Here is a 19,235-nt window from a genome sequence, read left to right as displayed (position 1 = left end):
AACGCGAAAACTGAAATCACTTTTTGATGTTCAAGTTTTCGGTCAGATGCCGCTCGATGCTCTCCAAGCGTTCCAGAACCTCATCACGATACGCATCAGTCCTGACCTCATCCTCTGCATGGTGCGCGTCCTGCATGGAATTTACGATCAGACCCACCAATAGGTTCACCACCGCAAAGGTTGTGACCATAATGAAGGGGACGAAGAACAGCCAGGCATAGGGATAAACCTCCATCACCGGGCGGACGATCCCCATCGACCAGCTTTCAAGCGTCATGATCTGAAACAGTGTATAGGCCGACAGGCCAAGATCGCCGAACCAATCCGGGAAGGTTGCCGAGAACAGCTTGGTCGAGATCACGGCACCGATATAGAACAGAATTGTCATCAGCAGGAAAACACTGGCCATTCCCGGTAGGGCCGAGATGAACCCTTCAACCACCCGGCGCAGTCTTGGCGCAACGGAAATCACGCGCAATACCCGCAGGATTCGCAGGGCTCGCAGAACGGAAAGACCTCCGGCGCTGGGAACAAGCGCAATGCCGACGATCAGGAAATCGAAATTGTTCCAGCCGTTTGTGAAAAACCTGCGTCCGGTCGCGGTCAGCTTCATGGCGATTTCCGCCACAAAGATCGCAAGGCACAGCTTGTCCAGCATCACGATCAGCGGCCCGGCGGCTTCCATCAGGGTCGGCGACGTCTCCATCCCCAAAAGCACTGCGTTAAAGATGATGACAGCCGTTATGAATTGCCCGAATGCAGGCGCTTCGATGATGTTCAGCAGACGCTGTCTGAAACCCATGGGTCGCTTTCTCCTGTCTGATCAAGATGCGGCGTTCAGGGTAAACCGCGCAGCAAGTTCCGTATGTGACGACCATCGAAACTGGTCAACGACCTGCACCCATTCAAGGGTATAGCCAGCGTTAACCAATATTTTTGCATCGCGCGCGAAGGTGACGGGGTTGCACGAGACATAGGCAATCACCGGGCGTCTGGCCTGTACCAGCTCGGCCACCTGTGCCTCGGCACCAGCGCGGGGCGGGTCCAGAACGACTGCGTCAAACGATTTCAGTTCATCCGGCATCAATGGACGACGGAACAGGTCGCGGGCCTCGGTCGTCACGCGTTTCAGACCTTGCGCCCTGCGCCAGCCCTGATCCAGCGCCTGCACCATGTCCGCGGCACCTTCGACCGCGTGAACCTCGGCTTTTTCTGCCAGAGGCAATGAGAATGTGCCGCTGCCCGCAAACAGGTCAACAATTCGTTTCGCACCCCGTGTTGCCTCGGAAACGGCCTGTAATAGAGCCTGTTCTCCGTCCTTGGTCGCCTGAAGGAAGGCACCGGGTGGTGGCGTGACGGCGGCGGCCCCAAAGCGCTGAACCGGAGCGTGGCGCATGGCGATCACTTCACCATCCCAGCTGAGCCGCGCCAGACCATGTTTTTCGGTTTCCTGCGCGAGTGCCAGTTCCAGCGGCCCATCCAGGGGCTTGCCGCCCTTGACGGCCACATCCAGCCCGCCTTCGGACAGGGTGAGCGTGACGGCCAAGACGCCCTTGCGGCTGCCGCCCAGAACCGCCAGCGCCTCGGCCACGGGAATTGCGGCGATCAGGGCCGGGTCAAGCAATAGGCAATCCGGGATTTCGGTGATCGTATCCGATGCACGTCCATGGAACCCGGCCAATGTACCTTTCTTGGTCCGCCTGACGGCAATCGTGGCGCGTCGGCGTGAGTGTTCGGGAGATGTGTGTGTCGGACGCATCGGCGCCTCAAGCCCCTGCGCGAACAGGGCGTTGCGGACAATGCTCAGCTTCCAGTCGGCGACAAACGCGTCGGAGGCGTGTTGCAGCTGACAGCCGCCGCAGGCTTTGTAATGGCGGCACGGGGCTTTCACCCGGACATCAGACGGTACTTCGACGCGGATATCGGTCAGCACCTGATCAACAAGGGTGCCGCTGACAACCTCACCCGGAAGGGTGCGCGGAGCGTAAATGGGCCCATCAGCGATGCCGTCGCCCTGATGGCCGAGCCGGGTGATTGTGTATTTCTGCGTCATGAGGGGCCTGATAGCCGGGCTTTGGGTTCAACAAAACCCTTATTCGGCAGCTTCCGCCTGAATGAAACCACCAGATTGCCGATGCCAGAACCGGGCATAAAGCCCGCCCTGATCCAAAAGATCCTCGTGCGTTCCGGTTTCCACGATTTGCCCCTGATCCAGAACGATGATCCGGTCCATCTCGCTGAGCGTCGACAATCTGTGGGCGATGGCCAGAACGGTTTTGCCCTGCATCACCCGATGAAGCGCCGATTGAATCGACGCCTCGACCTCGGAATCAAGGGCTGAGGTTGCTTCGTCCAGAACCAGAATTGGCGCATCCTTGAGAATGGCGCGTGCAAGGGCGATCCGTTGCCTTTGGCCACCGCTGAGCTTTACGCCACGCTCGCCCAGATGAGCGTCATAGCCGGTGCGGCCATGGCCATCCTTGAGGCTCAGGATGAAGTCATGCGCTTCGGCCTTGATTGCTGCTTCGATCAACTCGGCCTCGGACGCGTCCGGGCGACCATAGAGGATGTTTTCGCGGGCGGACCGGTTGAACATCGCCGTTTCCTGCGTGACCATGCCGATCTGGCGGCGCAAACTGTCCTGCGTGACCTGCGACACGTCCTGCCCATCGATGCAAATAGCGCCGTTTTCCCTGTCATAGAGCCGAAGAAGAAGCGAAACGAGTGTTGATTTGCCCGCCCCTGAGGCACCGACAATTCCCAGCTTTTCGCCCGGTTGCACGGTGAGCGTCAGGTCCGTAACACCGCCGACGTCCCGGCCGTAAGCAAAACTGACATCTTCGAACGAGATGGATCCTTCGGTTACATCAAGATCTTTCGCGCTGCGCGCATCCTCGACCCTGTCCCGTCTGGCCAGCGTCTTCATCCCGTTTTCAATCTCACCCACATTGGCATAGAGGCCCATCAGCGTGAAACTGACCCATCCGGTCATCTGCGAAATACGAACCGACACGGCGCCAGCGGCAACGATGTCACCCGCAGTCGCCAATCCGAACTGCCATAACCACAGCGTCGCCCCCAGCAGGAGAACAGGCAGAATGCCGGCAAGCGCCATCAGGACGAACCGGAAACTGGCCGACAGCTTGCCGAACGCCAGTGATTTTTTCCGCAGCTCGACCATCGAGTGCCGCGCGGCCTGATCTTCGAAATCCGAGTGCGCAAAAAGCTTGACGGTTTTGATGTTGGTGATCGTGTCGACCACCTGCCCCGAAACCATCGCCCGCGCCCCGGCACGCGCAGCCGAGCGTATGCGAATACGCGGCAGGTACCAGCGCACCAGAAGGAAATAGACCACCAGCCAGGCTGCAAAGGGCAGCATCACCAAAGGATGAATAGACCCTAACAAAAGCAAAGAGCCCGCTAGCGACGCCAACGCAAACACAATCGCACTGATCGTTTCGGACACGACCGAGGCCATGGCGTTCGAAGTCTGCATCTGTTTCTGGGCAATGCGCCCGGCGAAATCATCGTCGAAATAGGTGACAGACTGGCCCAGCGTCCAGCGGTTCAGCTTGGCCAGCACCAAAGGCGTGATGTTGGGCATCACGATATAGTTGTTCGAAATCGAAGACAGCCCAAACAGGATCGGGCGCAGAAGCATGAAGAAAACCACCGCCCCAAAGATCATCCACATATTCCCGGCGGTCATGAAATGCTCGGGCCCGCTGGATGTTGCCACATCGATCACACGCCCCAGAATCCACGCTGTTCCAGCCTCCATCGCGCCGGCCAGGGCCGAAAAGAACGCGGCGACAAACAGCATGGGCCAAGCACCGGAAAGGCTCCAGCGAATGAAAGCCCCCAATGTCTGCGGCGGGGGCGTTTCAGTGGTCCTGAACGGATAGATGAGATCGGCAATATTCATTCAGCGGCCTCCGGGTTCATGAAGCCGCCAGATTGCCGCGCCCAGAACTGCGCGTAAAGGCCACCCTGCGCCAATAGATCAGAATGCGCGCCCTCTTCGACGATGCGGCCCCCGTCCATCACCAGAATGCGATCCATCTGCGCAATGGTGCTGAGACGGTGGGCGATGGCAATCACGGTCTTGCCCTGCATCATTCCGTAGAGCGTTTCCTGAATTGATGCTTCGACCTCGGAATCCAGTGCCGATGTCGCCTCGTCCAGCAAAAGGATTGGTGCGTCCTTCAGGATCACCCGGGCCAGCGTTACCCGCTGCCTCTGACCACCAGACAGCTTTACGCCCCGCTCACCCACATGCGCATCATACCCGGTGCGCCCCTGCGGGTCTTGCAGGTCAAGGATGAACGCGTGCGCTTCGGCCTGTTTGGCTGCGGCAATCATCTGCGCCTCGGTCGCGTCCGGACGACCGTAAAGGATGTTGTCACGCACAGAGCGATGCAGCAACGCACTATCTTGCTGGACCATGCCGATATGGCTGCGCAGACTGTCCTGTGTGACATCCGCTATGTTCTGATCATCAATCAGAATGGCACCGCGTTCGACGTCATAAAACCGCAAAAGCAGCTTTACTAGAGTCGATTTCCCGGCACCCGACCGCCCAATGAGGCCGATCTTTTCGCCGGGCTGAATGGTCAGGTTGATGTGGTCAAGCCCACCGGCCTCGCGCCCGTAATGGTGCGAGAGATTGCGGATCTGAATCTCACCCCTGGTCAACCGCAGGGGTTTGGCTTCGCGTGCGTCAAGCAGGTCGATGGGCTGGGCAATGGTCTCCATCCCCTCAGCCACGATACCAAGCTGGCGGAAAAAGCTGGTCAGCGCCCACATGATCCATCCGGTCATGGCGTTCAGGCGCAGGGTCAGTGCGGTTGCTGCCGCGACGACGCCGACCGAAGCGGAACCCTGCATCCACAAGGCAATTGCCCAACCCACGACACCAACGATCAGCACCCCGTTCAGGGTAACCAAAACCGCATCCATGATGGTGAAAATCCGCATCTCGATCTGGAATGTCCGGCGGGTTTCCTCGATCGCTTCACGGGCATAGTCCAGCTCTTGCGGGCCATGGGCGAACATCTTGACGGAATGAATGTTGGTATAGCTGTCCACGACGCGGCCCGTGACGGTTGACCGCGCATCGGATGCCGCCTTGGACGCCGGCCCGACACGGTGAACAGTCCAGCGCACCAGCATCGCGTAGAACGCAAACCAGATCAGCAGCGGGATCAGCAGGCGCGCATCCGCCGCATAAAGCAGGATTGCCGCCCCGATCAGGTAGGCCAGTGAAAAGGAAATCGCGTCAAAGACCTGAAAGATCACCTCACCGGCCGCGGGCGGTGTCTGCATGATCCGGTTGGCAATCCGCCCGGCAAAATCATTCTCGAACCAGCCAACCGACTGACGCAGAACGTGCTTATGGGCGCGCCAGCGGATCAGAGTGCCAAAGTTCGGCAGAATCGTGTTGTTCAGGATCAGTACGTCGACCAGATGCAACAAAGGGCGCAGAAACAGGACAAAGGCCGCGATCAACAGCAGCTCGGTCCCGTGGTTCTGCCACACCTCGGTTGGTGTGCCGCCCAACAGGTCAACGACACGACCCATATAATAGATCAACCCAATCTCGACACCGGCGACGATAATGGAAATCAGCGCAGCCCAGACAAACACCCGATAGAACGGGCGCGAATAGTCCAGCAGAAACGGCCACAGCCGGGTCGGCGGCGCGTCAGCCTCATGATAGGCGACAAAAGGGTCAACAAGGTTTTCGAAATAGCGAAACATGGAGTGTGCTCCGATTGAGCAGAGATAAAGACGTGCGAAGACAGATGGCGCCTGAACACCACCCTTTACGGGGCAAGTGTCCCGGCTTTAGCCGAACCAGATCCCGTAATACATTCGCATTCCTCCATCCATGTGACTGGCGCACCTAACCACAATGGACCAAAGTTGTCATCCCCTTTTGAGACTAAACATTAACTTGCAAGCAAGTCCTCGCGCGACAGCGCAAAACCCGACGCGATCCACCGGCTTTCAAGCTCGGCCAGCTTTTGGCCCAGCGCCGGGCCGGTAAACCCGGGGATCAGGTCTTTGGCCTGTATCGGGAAACGCGCGGCTGCGCCTGCGTGCAGGTCCTGTCTGAAGCTTTCGGACCAGGGCTGTTCGAAAAACGCGCACCGCAAAAGGGTTTTGTTCAACCCGCCTTCGTCACCATACCGATAGCCCAGTTCAGCCACGCTGGTGGTTGACTGCGCTTCGCTCCGCATTCCGGTAAGGCGTTGCAGTTGCGAACGGCTCAGGCGCAGGGTTGCGGCGTCATCGGGTGTCGCGATGGCCGCCAGACGGCGCACGGGGTTCGGTTCGGCACCTGCCGCATGTTCCAAAGCGACCAGAGGTGCCAGTGACCGGTCATCCGCGCCCGGCAGCAACTTTGCCAATACGCCCGTGCTGCGCATCGTCGCAATGGCCGGGGCCGGATCAGGCGCGCCCAGCAGTTTCAGCAGTTCCGCCCCGACGCGTTCCCGCGACAACGAGGTCAGCCCGTCAAGATTGGCACCAATGGCAGCCAGCGCGTCCGGGTCGAAACCGGCATCCGGGTCGCCATACCATGCGTGAAACCGGAAATAGCGCAGTGACCGCAGATAGTCTTCGCGAATGCGGTCCTCTGCTTCACCGATGAACCGCACCCGCCGGGCCCGAAGGTCGGGAAGCCCGCCAAGCGGGTCTAACACAGTGCCATCGGGCCTTGCATAAAGTGCATTCATGGTAAAATCGCGCCGCGTAGCATCTTCTTCGACGTGATCGGAAAAGGCGATGACAGCGCGGCGACCATCGGTTTCGACGTCACGCCGGAAAGTGGTGATCTCGTGCGGGATACCGGCGCTGACCACTGTAATCGTGCCATGGTCGATACCGGTGGGGACGGCCTTGAGGCCGGCAGCCTGCGCCATCTCGACAACCTGTTCAGGCCGGGCATCAGTGGCAATGTCGATATCCGACACCGGCGCGCCCAGCAGCGCATTGCGCACGCACCCACCCACAAAAAGCGCCTGCGCCCCGGATGAGGTCAGGGCGGCGCATACCTTTTGGGTCGCCGGTTCGCTGACCCAAAGCTCCTCAATCTGCATCATTCATTCACCCGCGCTGCAAGCCCGCGCAATATGCGGGCCGTCGCACCCCATATGTAATAAGGGCCGTACGGAACTGTGTAATATCTGCGTTTTTGTCCGCGCCAACGGCGCGATTCCACCAGATAATTCTTGGGATTCAAGAGATGCGCAAGGGGGGTCGAAAAAACTTCGTCGACTTCGCCGGGTTCCGGAACAGGTTGAAATCCCTTTCGAAGAACGGCCACCACGGGTGTGACCGTGAAAGAGGTGACTGTTTCATGCGTTGGCAGGTAACCAAGGATTTCGGGAAGGTCCGCGGGCAGGCCGATCTCTTCCTGTGCTTCGCGCAGGGCCGTTGCCGTGACATCCGCATCCCCTTCATCCTGTTTGCCGCCTGGAAACGCGATCTGACCCGGATGATGCTTGAGGGCCGAGGACCGTTTCGTCAGGATCACCCGAGGGGTGTCATCTGCAAGCGAGATTGCGACAAGAACCCCCGCCGGGCGCAGGCGACGCCCGGGCGGCAGGGCGGTATCCGGGTTCAGGTCAAAGTCGCTTGACCCGTGACCGGGACGGCGCAGCGCCGCCCGGATCTGTTCAATCGGGTCAAGCACCCTTGCGGTCTTCGGCTTCAAAGCCAACCGTTGACGGATCGAGCACATAATGTGCGCCGCAGAATTGGCAATCTGCGGTGACCTGACCTTCAGGCGTCGTCATCTTTTCGAGGTCTTTTGCCGAATAGATCGACAGGCTCTGCCGCACCCGGTCTTCGGAGCAGGTGCAACCAAACTGCACGGACTGCGCATCATAGACCCGTGGCTGTTCTTCGTGGAACAGCCGGACCAGCAAATCAGTCGGCGCAATCGAGGGACCAATCAGCTCAAGATCCTCGACCGTGTCCAGCAGGATATTGACCCGACCCCAGTTCTCGCCCTCTTCACCGTCGACCAGATCGCTGGCAGTCAGAATCTCGCCACTGCCTTCCCCCGAGGCGGCAAATGGCGAGGCTTTGGGCATATGCTGCAACATGATGCCGCCGGCACGCCAGTGTTCATCCACGCCGGGCTCGGTCGATTTGCCAAAGCTCAGCGAGAACCGGGTTGGCAGCTGCTCAGACTGTGCAAAATAGGCCTCGGCGCAGGCGCTGAGAGAGGCCCCGGTCAGTGGAGTGATGCCCTGATATGGCTGTGTGCCTTCGCCCTGATCTATCATGATGGCAAAATACCCTTCGCCCACCTGATCGAAGGGTGTCGCATCTGTCAGCCGGTCACGGTCAAAGCTGGCATAGGCCCGGATCTGCGCCGGCTGGCCTTCGGCCTTGGGTGCGTAATAGTCGGTCGCAATCATGCGCACAGGCCCCTTGGATTGCACCTGCAACGACAGTTTCCAGCGCAGCGCAACCGTCTGCCCGATCAATGCGGTCAGCAGGGCCATCTCGGCCACCAGCGCCTCGACCTGTTCGGGGTAGTCATGCTGCTTGAGGATGCCATCCAGCACACCATCCAGACGAGCCACACGGCCACGCATATCCGATACATCGAGTTGAAAGGGCAGGACGGTATCGTCCCACGCGATTTTCGTTCCAAGAGACATGGGGTTTCCTTACGCGCCACAGGTTGGCATACCGGCACCATATAGGTCGAACAGATTGGGTTGTAAGGGGCCATACATGATCAGGCGGTTCGGTGAAACCCCAGAGCCGGGGCGGAAATACACGCGACGTGTCGGTGTGTACGCACTTTTGCCCCGCAGAAGTCACCTTTTGCTGACCTGCCAGACCGAGCCAGGACCCGACCTGCAATTGCCCGGCGGAGGTATTGATCCGGGCGAATCACCAATTACCGCCCTGCACCGCGAAGTCTTTGAAGAGACCGGGTGGCTTATTGCGGCCCCCCGACGGATCGGCGCCTTTCGGCGCTTCACCTTTATGCCGGAATATGACCTGTGGGCCGAGAAGGTCTGCCTGATCTATCGCGCCCGCCCCGTGCGCCGCATAGGCCCGCCGACCGAAGCGTTTCACGAAGCGCTGTGGATGGAAACCGCCGACGCCGTCTGTTTACTGGGAAATGGCGGTGACCGGCACTTTGCCGAAATACACCTCGGCTCGCTTTAAGGTCCGTTATACTCAAAAAAGACGGCCGAGACATCATCTCCGATACCGTCTTTGGGTGACATCACTTGCGTCAAACGCCAGAACATATCGTCCAGAAACTCTGACCCGCCCCTTTCCGACATGCTCTGTTGCGCCATCTGACGCAAACCGTCTTCTTCCAGCAAACCGCCGCCAGCCAGTTGGCATTCGGTAAACCCGTCCGAGTACAGCAGCAGCTTGTCGCCGTGCTGCATCTGCGTCTCGATTTGTTGAAAGCGCGCATCTTCGATCAATCCTATGGGCAAGCCTCCGTCACCAAGAAACTCGGCGCTGCCACCCTGCCGCAGCAGCAGCGGGTGCGGATGCCCGGCCTGCACCATTTTCAGATGCCCGTTGCGCAGGTCGACGATGGCGTAGATCATCGTAAAATACTCTTCGATACCTTCATCGGCCATCAGCCGGGAATTGAGCGTTTCAGCCACATGTTTCGGTGGCAGAAGTGCGTAAAACTTGTCGAACCTCCGCTCCATTGCGACGTTCTGATCGAAATGCTTGCTGGACAGATACCCCCCCAATCGCGCCGTCATCATGGCCGAGGTGATGCCATGCCCGGATACGTCGATGCTGTAGAACCCAAGCCGGTTCACCCCGGGCGAGAACATCCCCACCAGATCACCGCCGATATGACCACAGGGTTTCAGCAACAGACTGACCCGCGATTTGCCGAATGTCCGGGTCAGTTCGGGAACCAGCGATTCCTGAATTTTCCGCGCCTGCATCAGGTCCTTGTCGATCGCGTCATGCGCCAGCCTGAGTTCCTCGAGCGCGGATTCGATCAGGCGGTTCTTCTGTGAGAGCTCGCGCTGCATGTCCAGAATGCGCGCACCGGCTGAAATCCGGGCGCGCAATTCGTCCGCCTCAAGCGGCTTGATCAGAAAATCGTCGGCCCCGGCATCCAGACCGCGCGCGACCTCCTGCTTTTCGCTTTTGGATGTCAGAAGGATGAAATAGCTGTATTGATCCGTTTCCAAAGCCCGAAAGGCACAGCAGAATTCAAGCCCGCTCATCCCCGGCATGACCCAGTCGCTCAGCACAAGATCGGGCGGATTATCGACGCAAAGCGCCAAAGCGGCATGGCCTGTATCGGCCTCGATCACCTCGAACCCCCATTTCCTGAGCGAGGCCACCAGAATGCGCCGTTGCAGGCGGCTGTCATCCACGACCAGCACCGTGCGGATCGCGCCGAAATCCAGATCAGGTCTGGTTTCCTCAAGACTCGCCCCCGGCACCATTTACCCTTTTCTCTGATGAGTTTCGTCACATTTGACGACCCTATCGCCGACAGATTTAACATCCGGTGAAGAGTGGCAATTGCCGAAGAGTGGCCCCGTTAACCTGCTTTTTACCGGGCGCGTCTATTCAGAACCATGACCATTCATTAGCTGGTGTACATCATGATCCACTGGGCCAGAGTCAGACAATTGCGGGATGAAGTCGGCCCCGAGGAATTCGATGAGGTGGTCGAGATATTTCTGGAAGAAGTGCAGGACGTGATCACCCGCCTGCGCCGCGACACCAACCGGGCCGAGTTGGAGCAGAACCTGCATTTCCTGAAAGGCAGCGCATTGAGCCTGGGGTTCGATCAATTCTCGAAACTCTGCCAGGATGGGGAACGGCAGGCCGCAGCAGGGCAAGGGGCCGAGGTTGATCTGCCAGCGCTTTTGGCCGCTTTCGACAGCTCGAAAACCATGTTTGAAGCCGAGCTGAATGAGAACCTGAACTAGATCACGAACTGTGCCAGCGTCTCGTCCTCGGTGATGTCGGTATAGGTGAACCCTGCATCGTCCAGATGGGCAAACAGGCGCATGAAGTTTTCCGGCTTGCGGGTTTCGATCCCGATCAGAACCGAACCGAAATTGCGCGCCGATTTCTTCATGTATTCGAACCGGGCGATATCATCCTCGGGGCCGAGAATATTCAGGAACTCTTTAAGAGCGCCGGGTCGCTGCGGCAGGCGCAGGATGAAGTACTTTTTCACACCGGAGTACCGCTGCGCACGTTCCTTGACCTCGGGCAGGCGTTCGAAATCGAAATTGCCGCCGGATGTCAGGCAGACCACGGTCTTTCCGCGCACAAAGCTTTGGATATCACCTACTGCCTCGATCGCCAGCGCCCCCGCAGGTTCCAGCACGATGCCTTCGACATTCAGCATCTCGATCATGGTGGTGCAGATACGGTCCTCGGACAGGACCAGAACGTCCGACAGGTGACGTGATTTCAACAACTCGAACGGCTTTTCACCGATCCGCCCGACCGCCGCGCCATCGACAAAGGTATCCACATGATCCAGCGAAACAGGATGCCCCGCGGCCAGGGCTGCGCGCAGACAGGCCCCTCCGGCCGGTTCGACGAACAGGCAATGGGTGCGGTCCCCGAACCATGTGGCCACGCCGGCGGACATGCCGCCTCCGCCCACGGGAAGCACAACGTGATCGGGCGCACCACCCATCTGCCTTTCGATTTCAACCGCCAGCGAGGCTTGCCCTTCGATCACATCGGCATCGTCAAAAGGCGACAGGAAATACCCGCCCTGCTGCGTGCACCATGCCTGAGCGGCAGCAAGCGTGTCATCGAAATAGTCACCGATCAGATGAATCTCGACGTTGTCCCCGCCAAAGATACGCGTTTTCTGGATCTTCTGCTGAGGCGTCGTGACCGGCATGAAGATCACGCCCCGGACCCCCATATGCTGGCACATATAGGCCACGCCCTGCGCGTGATTGCCCGCGCTGGCACAGACGAACAGGTTCTGTCCCTGTTGCTTGCGCATGGCGTTAAAGGCACCGCGAATCTTGTAGGAGCGCACCGGGCTCAGGTCTTCGCGCTTGAGCCAGATATCCGCCCCATAACGGTCGGACAGGTGGGCATTGCGCTGCAACGGCGTTGCCGGGAAGACAGAGCGCATCGCCTCTTCGGCGGCGCGGGCGCGGGTCATGAAGTCGGTCATGCCCGCCTCCCTGCCCCATCAGCGTGATAAGGGCAAGGAATACATATGTGTACGGGCGTCAGCGTAGTTCGCGCTTCTCGACGACAAAACCGTAAAGGGCCGTCATGATGCTGACGCCCAGCATGAGCAGAAACCATTGCGCAACTAGGAAATAGACAAAGCTGCCTATGATTGGGGCCAGAGGTGTATGTAGCAACAAATTCGGTATTGCTGTAAGAACTCCAACACAAAGTGCGGCAACAAAAATCGGCTTAGAGAACTCTTTGGTTTTGCGCCACGAATCTGGAACTTTCATAAATTCCCCAACTGCCGCAGCCGGTAACACGAGCGAAAGCCTAAACGAAATGTACGAAATGACGACACCAAGCAAAAAACCAAGAAAGGTGCCGTCATCAGTTGACACCCCGCCATCATAAAAAACGGCTGCAGGTACCAGAAAAATAAAAACAGCGACAAGACTCAGTAGAATGCTCAATGGGATAATCCGAAGAAATGCGCCGCCATAGGCCCACATACGGTCTCCGTCCCATACTGGCCACGCGAGATGTGGTTCAACGTTCTGAAGTACGTAACGATGCCAGCCTACGGCCACCCAAACCAGTACGATCAAATAGAGGACTGCGAGTACAAAGCCAGCTAGAGACACGCCCAACATCGGAGAGAGTTTATCGGTCTCCGGCAAACTTTCCGTCTGAAAAATAGTCAAAAAATAGAATGCGGTGCCTAAAACAAGAAACGGAAAAAAGCTTAATCTCAACGCGACTGATATGTTGTCCAAAAGCATTAATACCGCATGCCTAAAAATCTTGTAGCCCAGCATCCTAAAACTGCCCTCTCAACCAATCCTTGTTCTCTTTCCCTCCGTTTCACCTCATTTCCCGGCCTTCGTCAACGCGCACCAACTTGCCCCCGCGTCCAAAACCCGCTAGGGGCCAATCGTTCTACGCATAAAGGGAAGTCAGATGTCCGCGCCCAAGAAAGTTGTTCTGGCCTATTCCGGTGGCCTTGATACCTCGATCATTCTGAAATGGCTGCAGACCGAGTATGGCTGTGAGGTCGTGACCTTCACCGCCGATCTGGGTCAGGGCGAGGAACTGGAGCCCGCACGCCAAAAGGCCGAATTGCTGGGGATCAAGCCCGAGAACATCTATATCGAGGATATCCGCGAGGAGTTTGTCCGCGATTTCGTCTTCCCGATGTTCCGTGCCAATGCGCAATATGAAGGGCTGTACCTGCTGGGTACCTCGATCGCACGGCCGCTGATCTCGAAACGTCTGGTTGAGATTGCCGAGGCCACTGGTGCTGATGCTGTTGCCCACGGCGCAACCGGCAAGGGCAACGATCAGGTGCGGTTCGAACTGGCGGCTTACGCGCTCAACCCAGACATCAAGGTCATTGCACCGTGGCGCGAATGGGATCTGACCAGCCGCACCAAGCTGCTGGAATTCGCCGAGCAGAACCAGATTCCGATTGCCAAGGACAAGCGTGGTGAGGCGCCGTTCTCGGTCGATGCGAACCTGCTGCATACCTCATCCGAGGGCAAGGTTCTGGAAGACCCCGCCGATATGGCCCCCGACTATGTCTACCAGCGCACCGTCCACCCCGAGGACGCCCCGAATGAGCCTGAATTTATCGAGATCGGCTTTGAAAAAGGCGACGCCGTCAGCATCAACGGTGAGGCGATGAGCCCGGCCACGATCCTGACCAAGCTGAACGAATATGGCGGCAAGCACGGTATTGGCCGTCTGGACCTGGTCGAAGGCCGGTTCGTGGGCATGAAGTCGCGCGGTATCTACGAGACACCCGGCGGCACCATCCTGCTGGAAGCGCACCGTGGCATTGAATCCATCACCATGGACCGTGGCGCGATGCATCTGAAAGACCAGCTGATGCCGCAATATGCGGAACTCATCTATAACGGTTTCTGGTACAGCCCCGAGCGCGAGATGCTGCAAGCCGCCATCGACAGGTCGCAAGAGCATGTCACCGGCACCGTCCGCGTGAAACTGTACAAAGGTCTGGCCTCGACCGTGGGCCGCTGGTCGGATCATTCGCTGTACTCTGAGGCACATGTGACCTTCGAAGAGGATGCAGGTGCGTACGATCAGAAAGATGCGGCAGGCTTTATCCAGCTGAATGCGCTGCGTCTGAAACTGCTGGCTGCTCGGAACAAGCGCCTGTCCAAGTGATCGACGAAGACGATACCGACGACGAACTCGACATGTTCATCGAGGCGCAGGACACGGTTTGGACCGATGTCCTGCGCGAACTTGAACAGGGGCAGAAAACCAGCCACTGGATGTGGTTCGTGTTTCCGCAACTGGCCGAGCTGGGCCAGTCCCATATGGCGCAGCTTTACGGCATTGAAGATCTGGACGAGGCGACACGCTATCTCAACCACCCGGAACTGCGCGACCGGCTTAGGCAGGCGGCCTCGCTGATGCTGCTGCACACGGGGCGCGATGCCCGCGACATTCTGGGCGGAATTGACGCGAAAAAGCTGCGGTCTTCGATGACATTGTTTTCATCTGTGGCAGATGCTCCGCCCGAGTTTCGTGCTGTTCTGGGCGCCTTCTATGGCGGTAAGCCTTGTGACCGGACGGTTCAGATCCTCGGCGCATCGTGATCAGAAGTTCCAGTTGGGTCAGCCTTGCCTGTTCGGCACCTGGCGCATTACGCATTCGGAAACCGTGAAAGGACCCCGAATGCTTCAGGACATCGCCGATGGAATTCAAAAAGGGCTGAGCGGCAAAAGCTTTGACGGTTCACTGAAGTTCGATTGTGGCGCGGACGGTGTGATTGTTCTGGCGGACAATCAGGCATCGACGCAGGACCGGGACACGGATTGCACAATCCGCATCTCGCAGGAGAACCTGACCAAGCTGTTGACCGGAAAGCTGAACCCGATGACCGGCGTTGCTTTGGGCAAGCTCAAGATCTCGGGCAATATGAGTGTTGCGATGAAGCTGGGGCAATTGCTGGGCTGATTTCGGCGCAATGCTGGCCTTTGGTCCAAGTCCAGCCAGACTGGCGGTCTCACCCGCGGTGTGCTGCGGTTCCGCTTCGAGATACCAGTCGCGCAGGATCCGTCGCAAATGAACGGTGGTTTCGCCCGCCTTTCAAGTGGGCCGTTTACGCGTGATCGCAGACGATAAACTCGTCTCACCAGCGCGTGACATTGCATGACAGGCAATTGCAAGGGGGTCGAACCCGCGTCAATCTCACCTTAAAAAGGAGACCTGACATGATGCGGACTGCTTATTTTGAAACCGTCAGACCAACCCTTCTGTTTACACTGATTGCATTGGCTGCACTGTTGCGCGCACTGCCCGCCCCGGCTGCGGGAACCGAAACGCTGACGGTGGCTGGCGGGTGTTTCTGGTGCGTGGAATCCGATTTTGAATCCGTGCCCGGCGTAATCGGGGCGGTGTCAGGGTACACCGGTGGCACATCCGCGGATCCGACATATGATCAGGTTTCAAAAGGGGGAACCGGCCACTACGAGGCGGTTCAGATCACGTTCGATCCGGCGCGCGTCTCTCGCGCGTCACTTCTGAACATGTTTTTCCGCTCGGTTGACCCGACAGACGCAGGTGGCCAGTTCTGCGACCGGGGCGACAGCTATCGAACTGCAATATTCGTCTCTAACAAAGGCGAAAAGGTGTTGGCAGAACAAGCCAAAGCAGACGCGCAGCAAGCGCTGGGGCAGACCATTGTCACCCCGGTTCTAAGCGCAGGACCCTTTTACCCCGCCGAGGCGTATCATCAGGATTATTACAAAGGCAACAAACTGGTCCTTACCCGTTTTGGACCAAAGCGCCAGCACAACGCCTACAAGGCGTATCGCAAAGCCTGTGGTCGTGACGCGCGCGTCAAGCAGCTTTGGGGTGGGGATGCGCCATTTGCAGGCTCCTAGTCAAAGGATGCGTCACGTACTTCTTTCAGATCGGGAATGACATCCGCCGTTCCGTGCCGCATGACCATCAGGGCTGCGGCGCGGTTTGCCTGCAATATGGCCTGTTCCATTGGCATTCCGCGATCCATGCCTGCCAGCACGTAGCCGGTGAAGGTGTCGCCTGCCCCTGTGGTATCCACCGCCCGCACCTTATGCGCGGGAAACTCGACCGGATCGTTGCCCTGCTGCAAATACCTTGCGCCTTTAGAGCCGAGGGTAACAATGACATGCCGAACGGGCAGATCGGCGATGCTCAGACCGGTTTCCTGGCGCAGCTGTTCAGCCTCCACCTCATTCAGGATCAGGAAATCCAGATAAGGCAGAACGCCCTGAACGGCCTGAGCCTGAAACGGGGCTGCGGCATAACAGACGGTCAAGCCAAGCTTGCGCCCCAGCTGCGCCGCTTCGACCTGGGCATTGGTTTCATTCTGCAAGATCAGCAGATCACCGGTGTTTGCCGAGGCCAGCGCCTGCCCCAGATGGGCGGGTTCCAATGCGTGATTGGCCCCGGGATACAGGATAATCAGGTTCTCACCCTCGGCATCCACCGCAATGATGGCGTGGCCTGTGGGAACATCCACCTCAGAGATATGGCGTGTATCCACACCATATTCTGTCAGTCGATCCTTGGCCCAGCGCCCATCGGGCCCCACGGCACCTATATGGCTGACGCGTGATCCCGCACGCGCCGCGGCCACCGACATGTTGGCCCCCTTGCCGCCCAGGAACCGATCCAGCCTACGGGCAGCCAGAGTTTCCCCCGGCGCAGGCAGATGCGGCAGGTCATAGACCATATCCGCGTTGATCGAGCCGAGATTCCAGATCGTCATGATTTATCCGATGTCGCAAGAGGCCAGAATGGCCATGTTCAGTATATCGTTCGCGGTCGAGACGGTCGAACAGATCTGGATCGGCTTGTCGATGCCTGACAGGATCGGGCCAATCACGGTCGCACCACCCATTTCCTGCATCAGCTTGGTCGAGATTGATGCCGAATGCCGGGCCGGAACGATCAGGATATTCGCCGGACCGGTCAGGCGCGAGAACGGATAGGCCGCTTGCTGTTCGATGTTCAGGGCGACGTCCACCGTCATTTCACCCTCGTATTCAAAGTCGACGCCGCGCCGATCCAGAACAGCCGGGGCACGGTGCATCTTTTCAGCACGTTCTGACACCGGATAGCCAAAGGTCGAGAAGCTGACAAAAGCCACGCGCGGCTCCAGCCCCATATGCCGGGCAACTGCGGCCGAACGCTCGGCAATATTCGCCAGATCGTTTTCGTCGGGCCATTCATGTACCAACGTGTCGCCAATCAGAACAATCCGGCCTTTATGCAGCAAAGCTGTCACACCGGCGGCACCGTTGGCGGCATCGGCATCAAACACATGGTTGATCCGGTCAAGCACATGCGCGGACTTGCGGGTTGCGCCAGTGACAAGACCATCACCATGCCCATGGGCCAGCATCAGCGAGGAAAACACGTGCCTGTCCCGTGCGGCCAGACGGTGAATATCTTTACGGTCAAACCCCTTACGCTGCAGGCGCTGATACAGGAAGTTCGAATAGGTTTCGAGATGCGTGGTATTGGCCGCATTCACGACCTCGATTTCACGCACAGCGTCGCCCAGGCCCGTTGCTTCCAGTTTGGTCTTCACATCGTCCGGCCGACCCACCACAAGTGCCTTGCCGAAACCAGACCGCTGATACATGACCGCTGCGCGCAATACCCGGGGATCGTCGCCCTCGGCGAAAATCATGCGGCTTTGCGCCTGACGCGCTCGGGCGTTCAGACCGCGCAGAATGCTGGCGGTCGGGTCCATCCGGGATTTCAGACTCAGCTCATACGCGTCCATGTCGATGATCGGACGGCGCGCGGCACCGGTGTCCATCCCCGCCCTGGCAACAGCCGGTGGGATACGGTGGATCAAACGCGGGTCGAACGGGGTGGGGATGATATAATCACGCCCAAAGGTCAGCGACTTGCCATAGGCCATTGCGACCTCATCCGGCACATCCTCGCGCGCCAGATTGGCAAGTGCGTGGGCACAGGCGATCTTCATCTCATCATTAATGGCGCGGGCGTGAATGTCCAACGCACCGCGGAACAGGTAGGGGAAGCCCAGAACGTTATTCACCTGGTTTGGATAGTCGCTGCGCCCGGTGGCAACGATCGCATCCACGCGAACCTCGTGCGCTTCTTCCGGAGTAATCTCGGGGTCGGGGTTGGCCATCGCAAAGATGACAGGATTGTCGGCCATGCTGGCAACCATATCCTGCGTGACCGCGCCTTTCACCGAAACACCCAGGAACACATCCGCCCCCTTCATCGCGTCTTCCAATGTGCGCAAGTCGGTCGTGATCGCGTGGGCCGATTTCCACTGGTTCATGCCCTCTGTCCGGCCCTGATAGATCACGCCCTTGGTATCGCAGACAATGCAGTTTTCATGCCGCGCGCCCATTGCCTTGAGCAGTTCGATACAGGCAATCCCCGCGGCACCTGCGCCATTCAGAACGATTTTCACGTCCTCGATCTTCTTGCCCGAGATATGCAGCGCGTTCAGCAGGCCCGCCGCACAGATCACGGCCGTGCCGTGCTGGTCATCGTGAAAGACGGGGATGTCCATCTCTTCCTTCAGTCGCTGTTCGATGATGAAACACTCGGGCGCCTTGATGTCTTCCAGATTGATGCCGCCAAAGGTTGGCCCCATCAGACGCACTGCACGGCAGAATTCATCCGGGTCTTCGGTGTCCAGCTCGATATCGATCGAGTTCACATCGGCGAACCGTTTGAACAGGACCGATTTGCCTTCCATCACCGGTTTCGAGCCCAGCGCGCCGAGGTTACCAAGGCCCAACACCGCCGTCCCGTTCGAGATTACGGCCACCAGGTTGCCCTTGTTGGTATAATCATAGGCCGTTTCCGGGTTTTCCGCGATAGCCTCGCAGGGAACGGCCACACCCGGGCTGTAGGCTAGCGACAGATCTCGCTGCGTTGTCATGGGGACGGTGGCCTGCACCTCCCACTTGCCGGGGGTGGGGTCCAGGTGAAAGGCCAATGCCTCTTCTTTGGTGATCTTCGCTTTGGGCATCTTAAAT

Annotated in this window: 18 protein-coding genes; 6 read left to right on the top strand and 12 right to left on the bottom strand. The window is 58.6% G+C overall.

Annotated elements, in window-relative coordinates:
• Positions 1–16: 16 nt before the first annotated feature.
• The 7 genes from ACR0DS_RS09940 to hslO form a co-directional block, all read right to left on the bottom strand.
• The gene (locus ACR0DS_RS09940) at positions 17–802 is read right to left on the bottom strand and encodes an ion transporter (protein WP_480559202.1); all 786 of its coding nucleotides are present in this window, start codon (positions 800–802) and stop codon (positions 17–19) included.
• Between the two features lie 21 nt (positions 803–823).
• Entirely contained in the window at positions 824–2,053 is a 1,230-nt protein-coding gene (locus ACR0DS_RS09935) for a class I SAM-dependent RNA methyltransferase (protein ID WP_480559200.1), read from the bottom strand.
• Positions 2,054–2,092: 39 nt separating this feature from the next.
• Entirely contained in the window at positions 2,093–3,925 is a 1,833-nt protein-coding gene (locus tag ACR0DS_RS09930; protein ID WP_480559198.1) for an ABC transporter ATP-binding protein, read from the bottom strand.
• The gene (locus ACR0DS_RS09925) at positions 3,922–5,760 is read right to left on the bottom strand and encodes an ABC transporter ATP-binding protein (RefSeq protein ID WP_480538368.1); all 1,839 of its coding nucleotides are present in this window, start codon (positions 5,758–5,760) and stop codon (positions 3,922–3,924) included. The genes ACR0DS_RS09930 and ACR0DS_RS09925 overlap by 4 nt, the downstream gene beginning before the upstream one ends.
• A gap of 191 nt (positions 5,761–5,951) precedes the next feature.
• On the bottom strand, positions 5,952–7,106 hold the full coding sequence (locus tag ACR0DS_RS09920) for a CCA tRNA nucleotidyltransferase (RefSeq protein ID WP_480559196.1): 1,155 nt from the start codon (positions 7,104–7,106) through the stop codon (positions 5,952–5,954).
• Positions 7,103–7,699, bottom strand: a complete 597-nt coding sequence (locus ACR0DS_RS09915) for a CoA pyrophosphatase (protein WP_480559194.1) — start codon at positions 7,697–7,699, stop codon at positions 7,103–7,105. The genes ACR0DS_RS09920 and ACR0DS_RS09915 overlap by 4 nt, the downstream gene beginning before the upstream one ends.
• A complete protein-coding gene (hslO, locus tag ACR0DS_RS09910; RefSeq protein ID WP_209598982.1) occupies positions 7,692–8,678 on the bottom strand; it encodes an Hsp33 family molecular chaperone HslO in 987 nt (328 codons plus the stop codon). The genes ACR0DS_RS09915 and hslO overlap by 8 nt, the downstream gene beginning before the upstream one ends.
• A 76-nt stretch (positions 8,679–8,754) precedes the next feature.
• On the opposite strand from hslO, the gene ACR0DS_RS09905 reads away from it, so the two are divergent.
• Entirely contained in the window at positions 8,755–9,198 is a 444-nt protein-coding gene (locus tag ACR0DS_RS09905) for an NUDIX hydrolase (RefSeq protein WP_209506899.1), read from the top strand.
• Here ACR0DS_RS09905 and ACR0DS_RS09900 read toward each other — a convergent pair.
• Positions 9,195–10,469 (bottom strand): PP2C family protein-serine/threonine phosphatase, encoded by a 1,275-nt coding sequence (locus ACR0DS_RS09900; RefSeq protein ID WP_480559192.1) that lies wholly within the window; start codon positions 10,467–10,469, stop codon positions 9,195–9,197. The genes ACR0DS_RS09905 and ACR0DS_RS09900 overlap by 4 nt on opposite strands.
• Positions 10,470–10,631: 162 nt before the next feature.
• Between ACR0DS_RS09900 and ACR0DS_RS09895 the strand changes: the two genes are divergently transcribed.
• Positions 10,632–10,961, top strand: a complete 330-nt coding sequence (locus ACR0DS_RS09895) for an Hpt domain-containing protein (RefSeq protein ID WP_209506897.1) — start codon at positions 10,632–10,634, stop codon at positions 10,959–10,961.
• On the opposite strand, the gene ilvA is transcribed toward ACR0DS_RS09895, so the two are convergent.
• Positions 10,958–12,184, bottom strand: coding sequence for a threonine ammonia-lyase IlvA (gene ilvA, locus ACR0DS_RS09890; protein WP_480538375.1), 1,227 nt, complete (start codon positions 12,182–12,184; stop codon positions 10,958–10,960). The two genes, ACR0DS_RS09895 and ilvA, sit on opposite strands and share 4 nt — an antisense overlap.
• Before the next feature lie 58 nt (positions 12,185–12,242).
• Positions 12,243–13,004: a hypothetical protein gene (locus ACR0DS_RS09885; protein ID WP_480482510.1), complete on the bottom strand. Its 762-nt coding sequence runs from the start codon at positions 13,002–13,004 to the stop codon at positions 12,243–12,245.
• A gap of 142 nt (positions 13,005–13,146) precedes the next feature.
• Between ACR0DS_RS09885 and ACR0DS_RS09880 the strand changes: the two genes are divergently transcribed.
• The 4 genes from ACR0DS_RS09880 (at position 13,147) to msrA (ending at position 16,100) form a co-directional block, all read left to right on the top strand.
• A complete protein-coding gene (locus ACR0DS_RS09880) occupies positions 13,147–14,373 on the top strand; it encodes an argininosuccinate synthase (protein ID WP_480482512.1) in 1,227 nt (408 codons plus the stop codon).
• A gap of 32 nt (positions 14,374–14,405) precedes the next feature.
• Positions 14,406–14,810, top strand: a complete 405-nt coding sequence (locus tag ACR0DS_RS09875) for a DUF1810 domain-containing protein (RefSeq protein WP_480559324.1) — start codon at positions 14,406–14,408, stop codon at positions 14,808–14,810.
• 79 nt (positions 14,811–14,889) lie between these two features.
• Positions 14,890–15,171: an SCP2 sterol-binding domain-containing protein gene (locus ACR0DS_RS09870; RefSeq protein ID WP_480559322.1), complete on the top strand. Its 282-nt coding sequence runs from the start codon at positions 14,890–14,892 to the stop codon at positions 15,169–15,171.
• Positions 15,172–15,428: 257 nt separating this feature from the next.
• Entirely contained in the window at positions 15,429–16,100 is a 672-nt protein-coding gene (msrA, locus tag ACR0DS_RS09865) for a peptide-methionine (S)-S-oxide reductase MsrA (protein WP_480559190.1), read from the top strand.
• Here msrA and ACR0DS_RS09860 read toward each other — a convergent pair.
• Both ACR0DS_RS09860 and ACR0DS_RS09855 read right to left on the bottom strand, forming a co-directional pair.
• Complete coding sequence (locus ACR0DS_RS09860; RefSeq protein ID WP_209598988.1) at positions 16,097–16,969, bottom strand: ribokinase; 873 nt, start codon at positions 16,967–16,969, stop codon at positions 16,097–16,099. The two genes, msrA and ACR0DS_RS09860, sit on opposite strands and share 4 nt — an antisense overlap.
• 3 nt (positions 16,970–16,972) lie before the next feature.
• Positions 16,973–19,228 (bottom strand): NADP-dependent malic enzyme, encoded by a 2,256-nt coding sequence (locus ACR0DS_RS09855; protein ID WP_267363735.1) that lies wholly within the window; start codon positions 19,226–19,228, stop codon positions 16,973–16,975.
• Between the last annotated feature and the right edge of the window lie 7 nt (positions 19,229–19,235).

Source organism: Ruegeria sp. AF5 (assembly GCF_056541905.1).
Note: the sequence above shows the minus strand (reverse complement) of the source record. Positions and strands in the feature narration are given on the sequence as shown.

Bases quoted from the DNA above. Each gene is read 5' to 3' on its own strand.
- ACR0DS_RS09940 (WP_480559202.1), bottom strand. From the start codon at position 802: ATGGGTTTCAGACAGCGTCTGCTGAACATCATCGAAGCGCCTGCATTC.
- ACR0DS_RS09935 (WP_480559200.1), bottom strand. From the start codon at position 2,053: ATGACGCAGAAATACACAATCACCCGGCTCGGCCATCAGGGCGACGGC.
- ACR0DS_RS09930 (WP_480559198.1), bottom strand. From the start codon at position 3,925: ATGAATATTGCCGATCTCATCTATCCGTTCAGGACCACTGAAACGCCC.
- ACR0DS_RS09925 (WP_480538368.1), bottom strand. From the start codon at position 5,760: ATGTTTCGCTATTTCGAAAACCTTGTTGACCCTTTTGTCGCCTATCAT.
- ACR0DS_RS09920 (WP_480559196.1), bottom strand. From the start codon at position 7,106: ATGATGCAGATTGAGGAGCTTTGGGTCAGCGAACCGGCGACCCAAAAG.
- hslO (WP_209598982.1), bottom strand. From the start codon at position 8,678: ATGTCTCTTGGAACGAAAATCGCGTGGGACGATACCGTCCTGCCCTTT.
- ACR0DS_RS09905 (WP_209506899.1), top strand. From the start codon at position 8,755: ATGATCAGGCGGTTCGGTGAAACCCCAGAGCCGGGGCGGAAATACACG.
- ACR0DS_RS09900 (WP_480559192.1), bottom strand. From the start codon at position 10,469: ATGGTGCCGGGGGCGAGTCTTGAGGAAACCAGACCTGATCTGGATTTC.
- ACR0DS_RS09895 (WP_209506897.1), top strand. From the start codon at position 10,632: ATGATCCACTGGGCCAGAGTCAGACAATTGCGGGATGAAGTCGGCCCC.
- ilvA (WP_480538375.1), bottom strand. From the start codon at position 12,184: ATGACCGACTTCATGACCCGCGCCCGCGCCGCCGAAGAGGCGATGCGC.
- ACR0DS_RS09885 (WP_480482510.1), bottom strand. From the start codon at position 13,004: ATGCTGGGCTACAAGATTTTTAGGCATGCGGTATTAATGCTTTTGGAC.
- ACR0DS_RS09880 (WP_480482512.1), top strand. From the start codon at position 13,147: ATGTCCGCGCCCAAGAAAGTTGTTCTGGCCTATTCCGGTGGCCTTGAT.
- ACR0DS_RS09875 (WP_480559324.1), top strand. From the start codon at position 14,406: ATGTTCATCGAGGCGCAGGACACGGTTTGGACCGATGTCCTGCGCGAA.
- ACR0DS_RS09870 (WP_480559322.1), top strand. From the start codon at position 14,890: ATGCTTCAGGACATCGCCGATGGAATTCAAAAAGGGCTGAGCGGCAAA.
- msrA (WP_480559190.1), top strand. From the start codon at position 15,429: ATGATGCGGACTGCTTATTTTGAAACCGTCAGACCAACCCTTCTGTTT.
- ACR0DS_RS09860 (WP_209598988.1), bottom strand. From the start codon at position 16,969: ATGACGATCTGGAATCTCGGCTCGATCAACGCGGATATGGTCTATGAC.
- ACR0DS_RS09855 (WP_267363735.1), bottom strand. From the start codon at position 19,228: ATGCCCAAAGCGAAGATCACCAAAGAAGAGGCATTGGCCTTTCACCTG.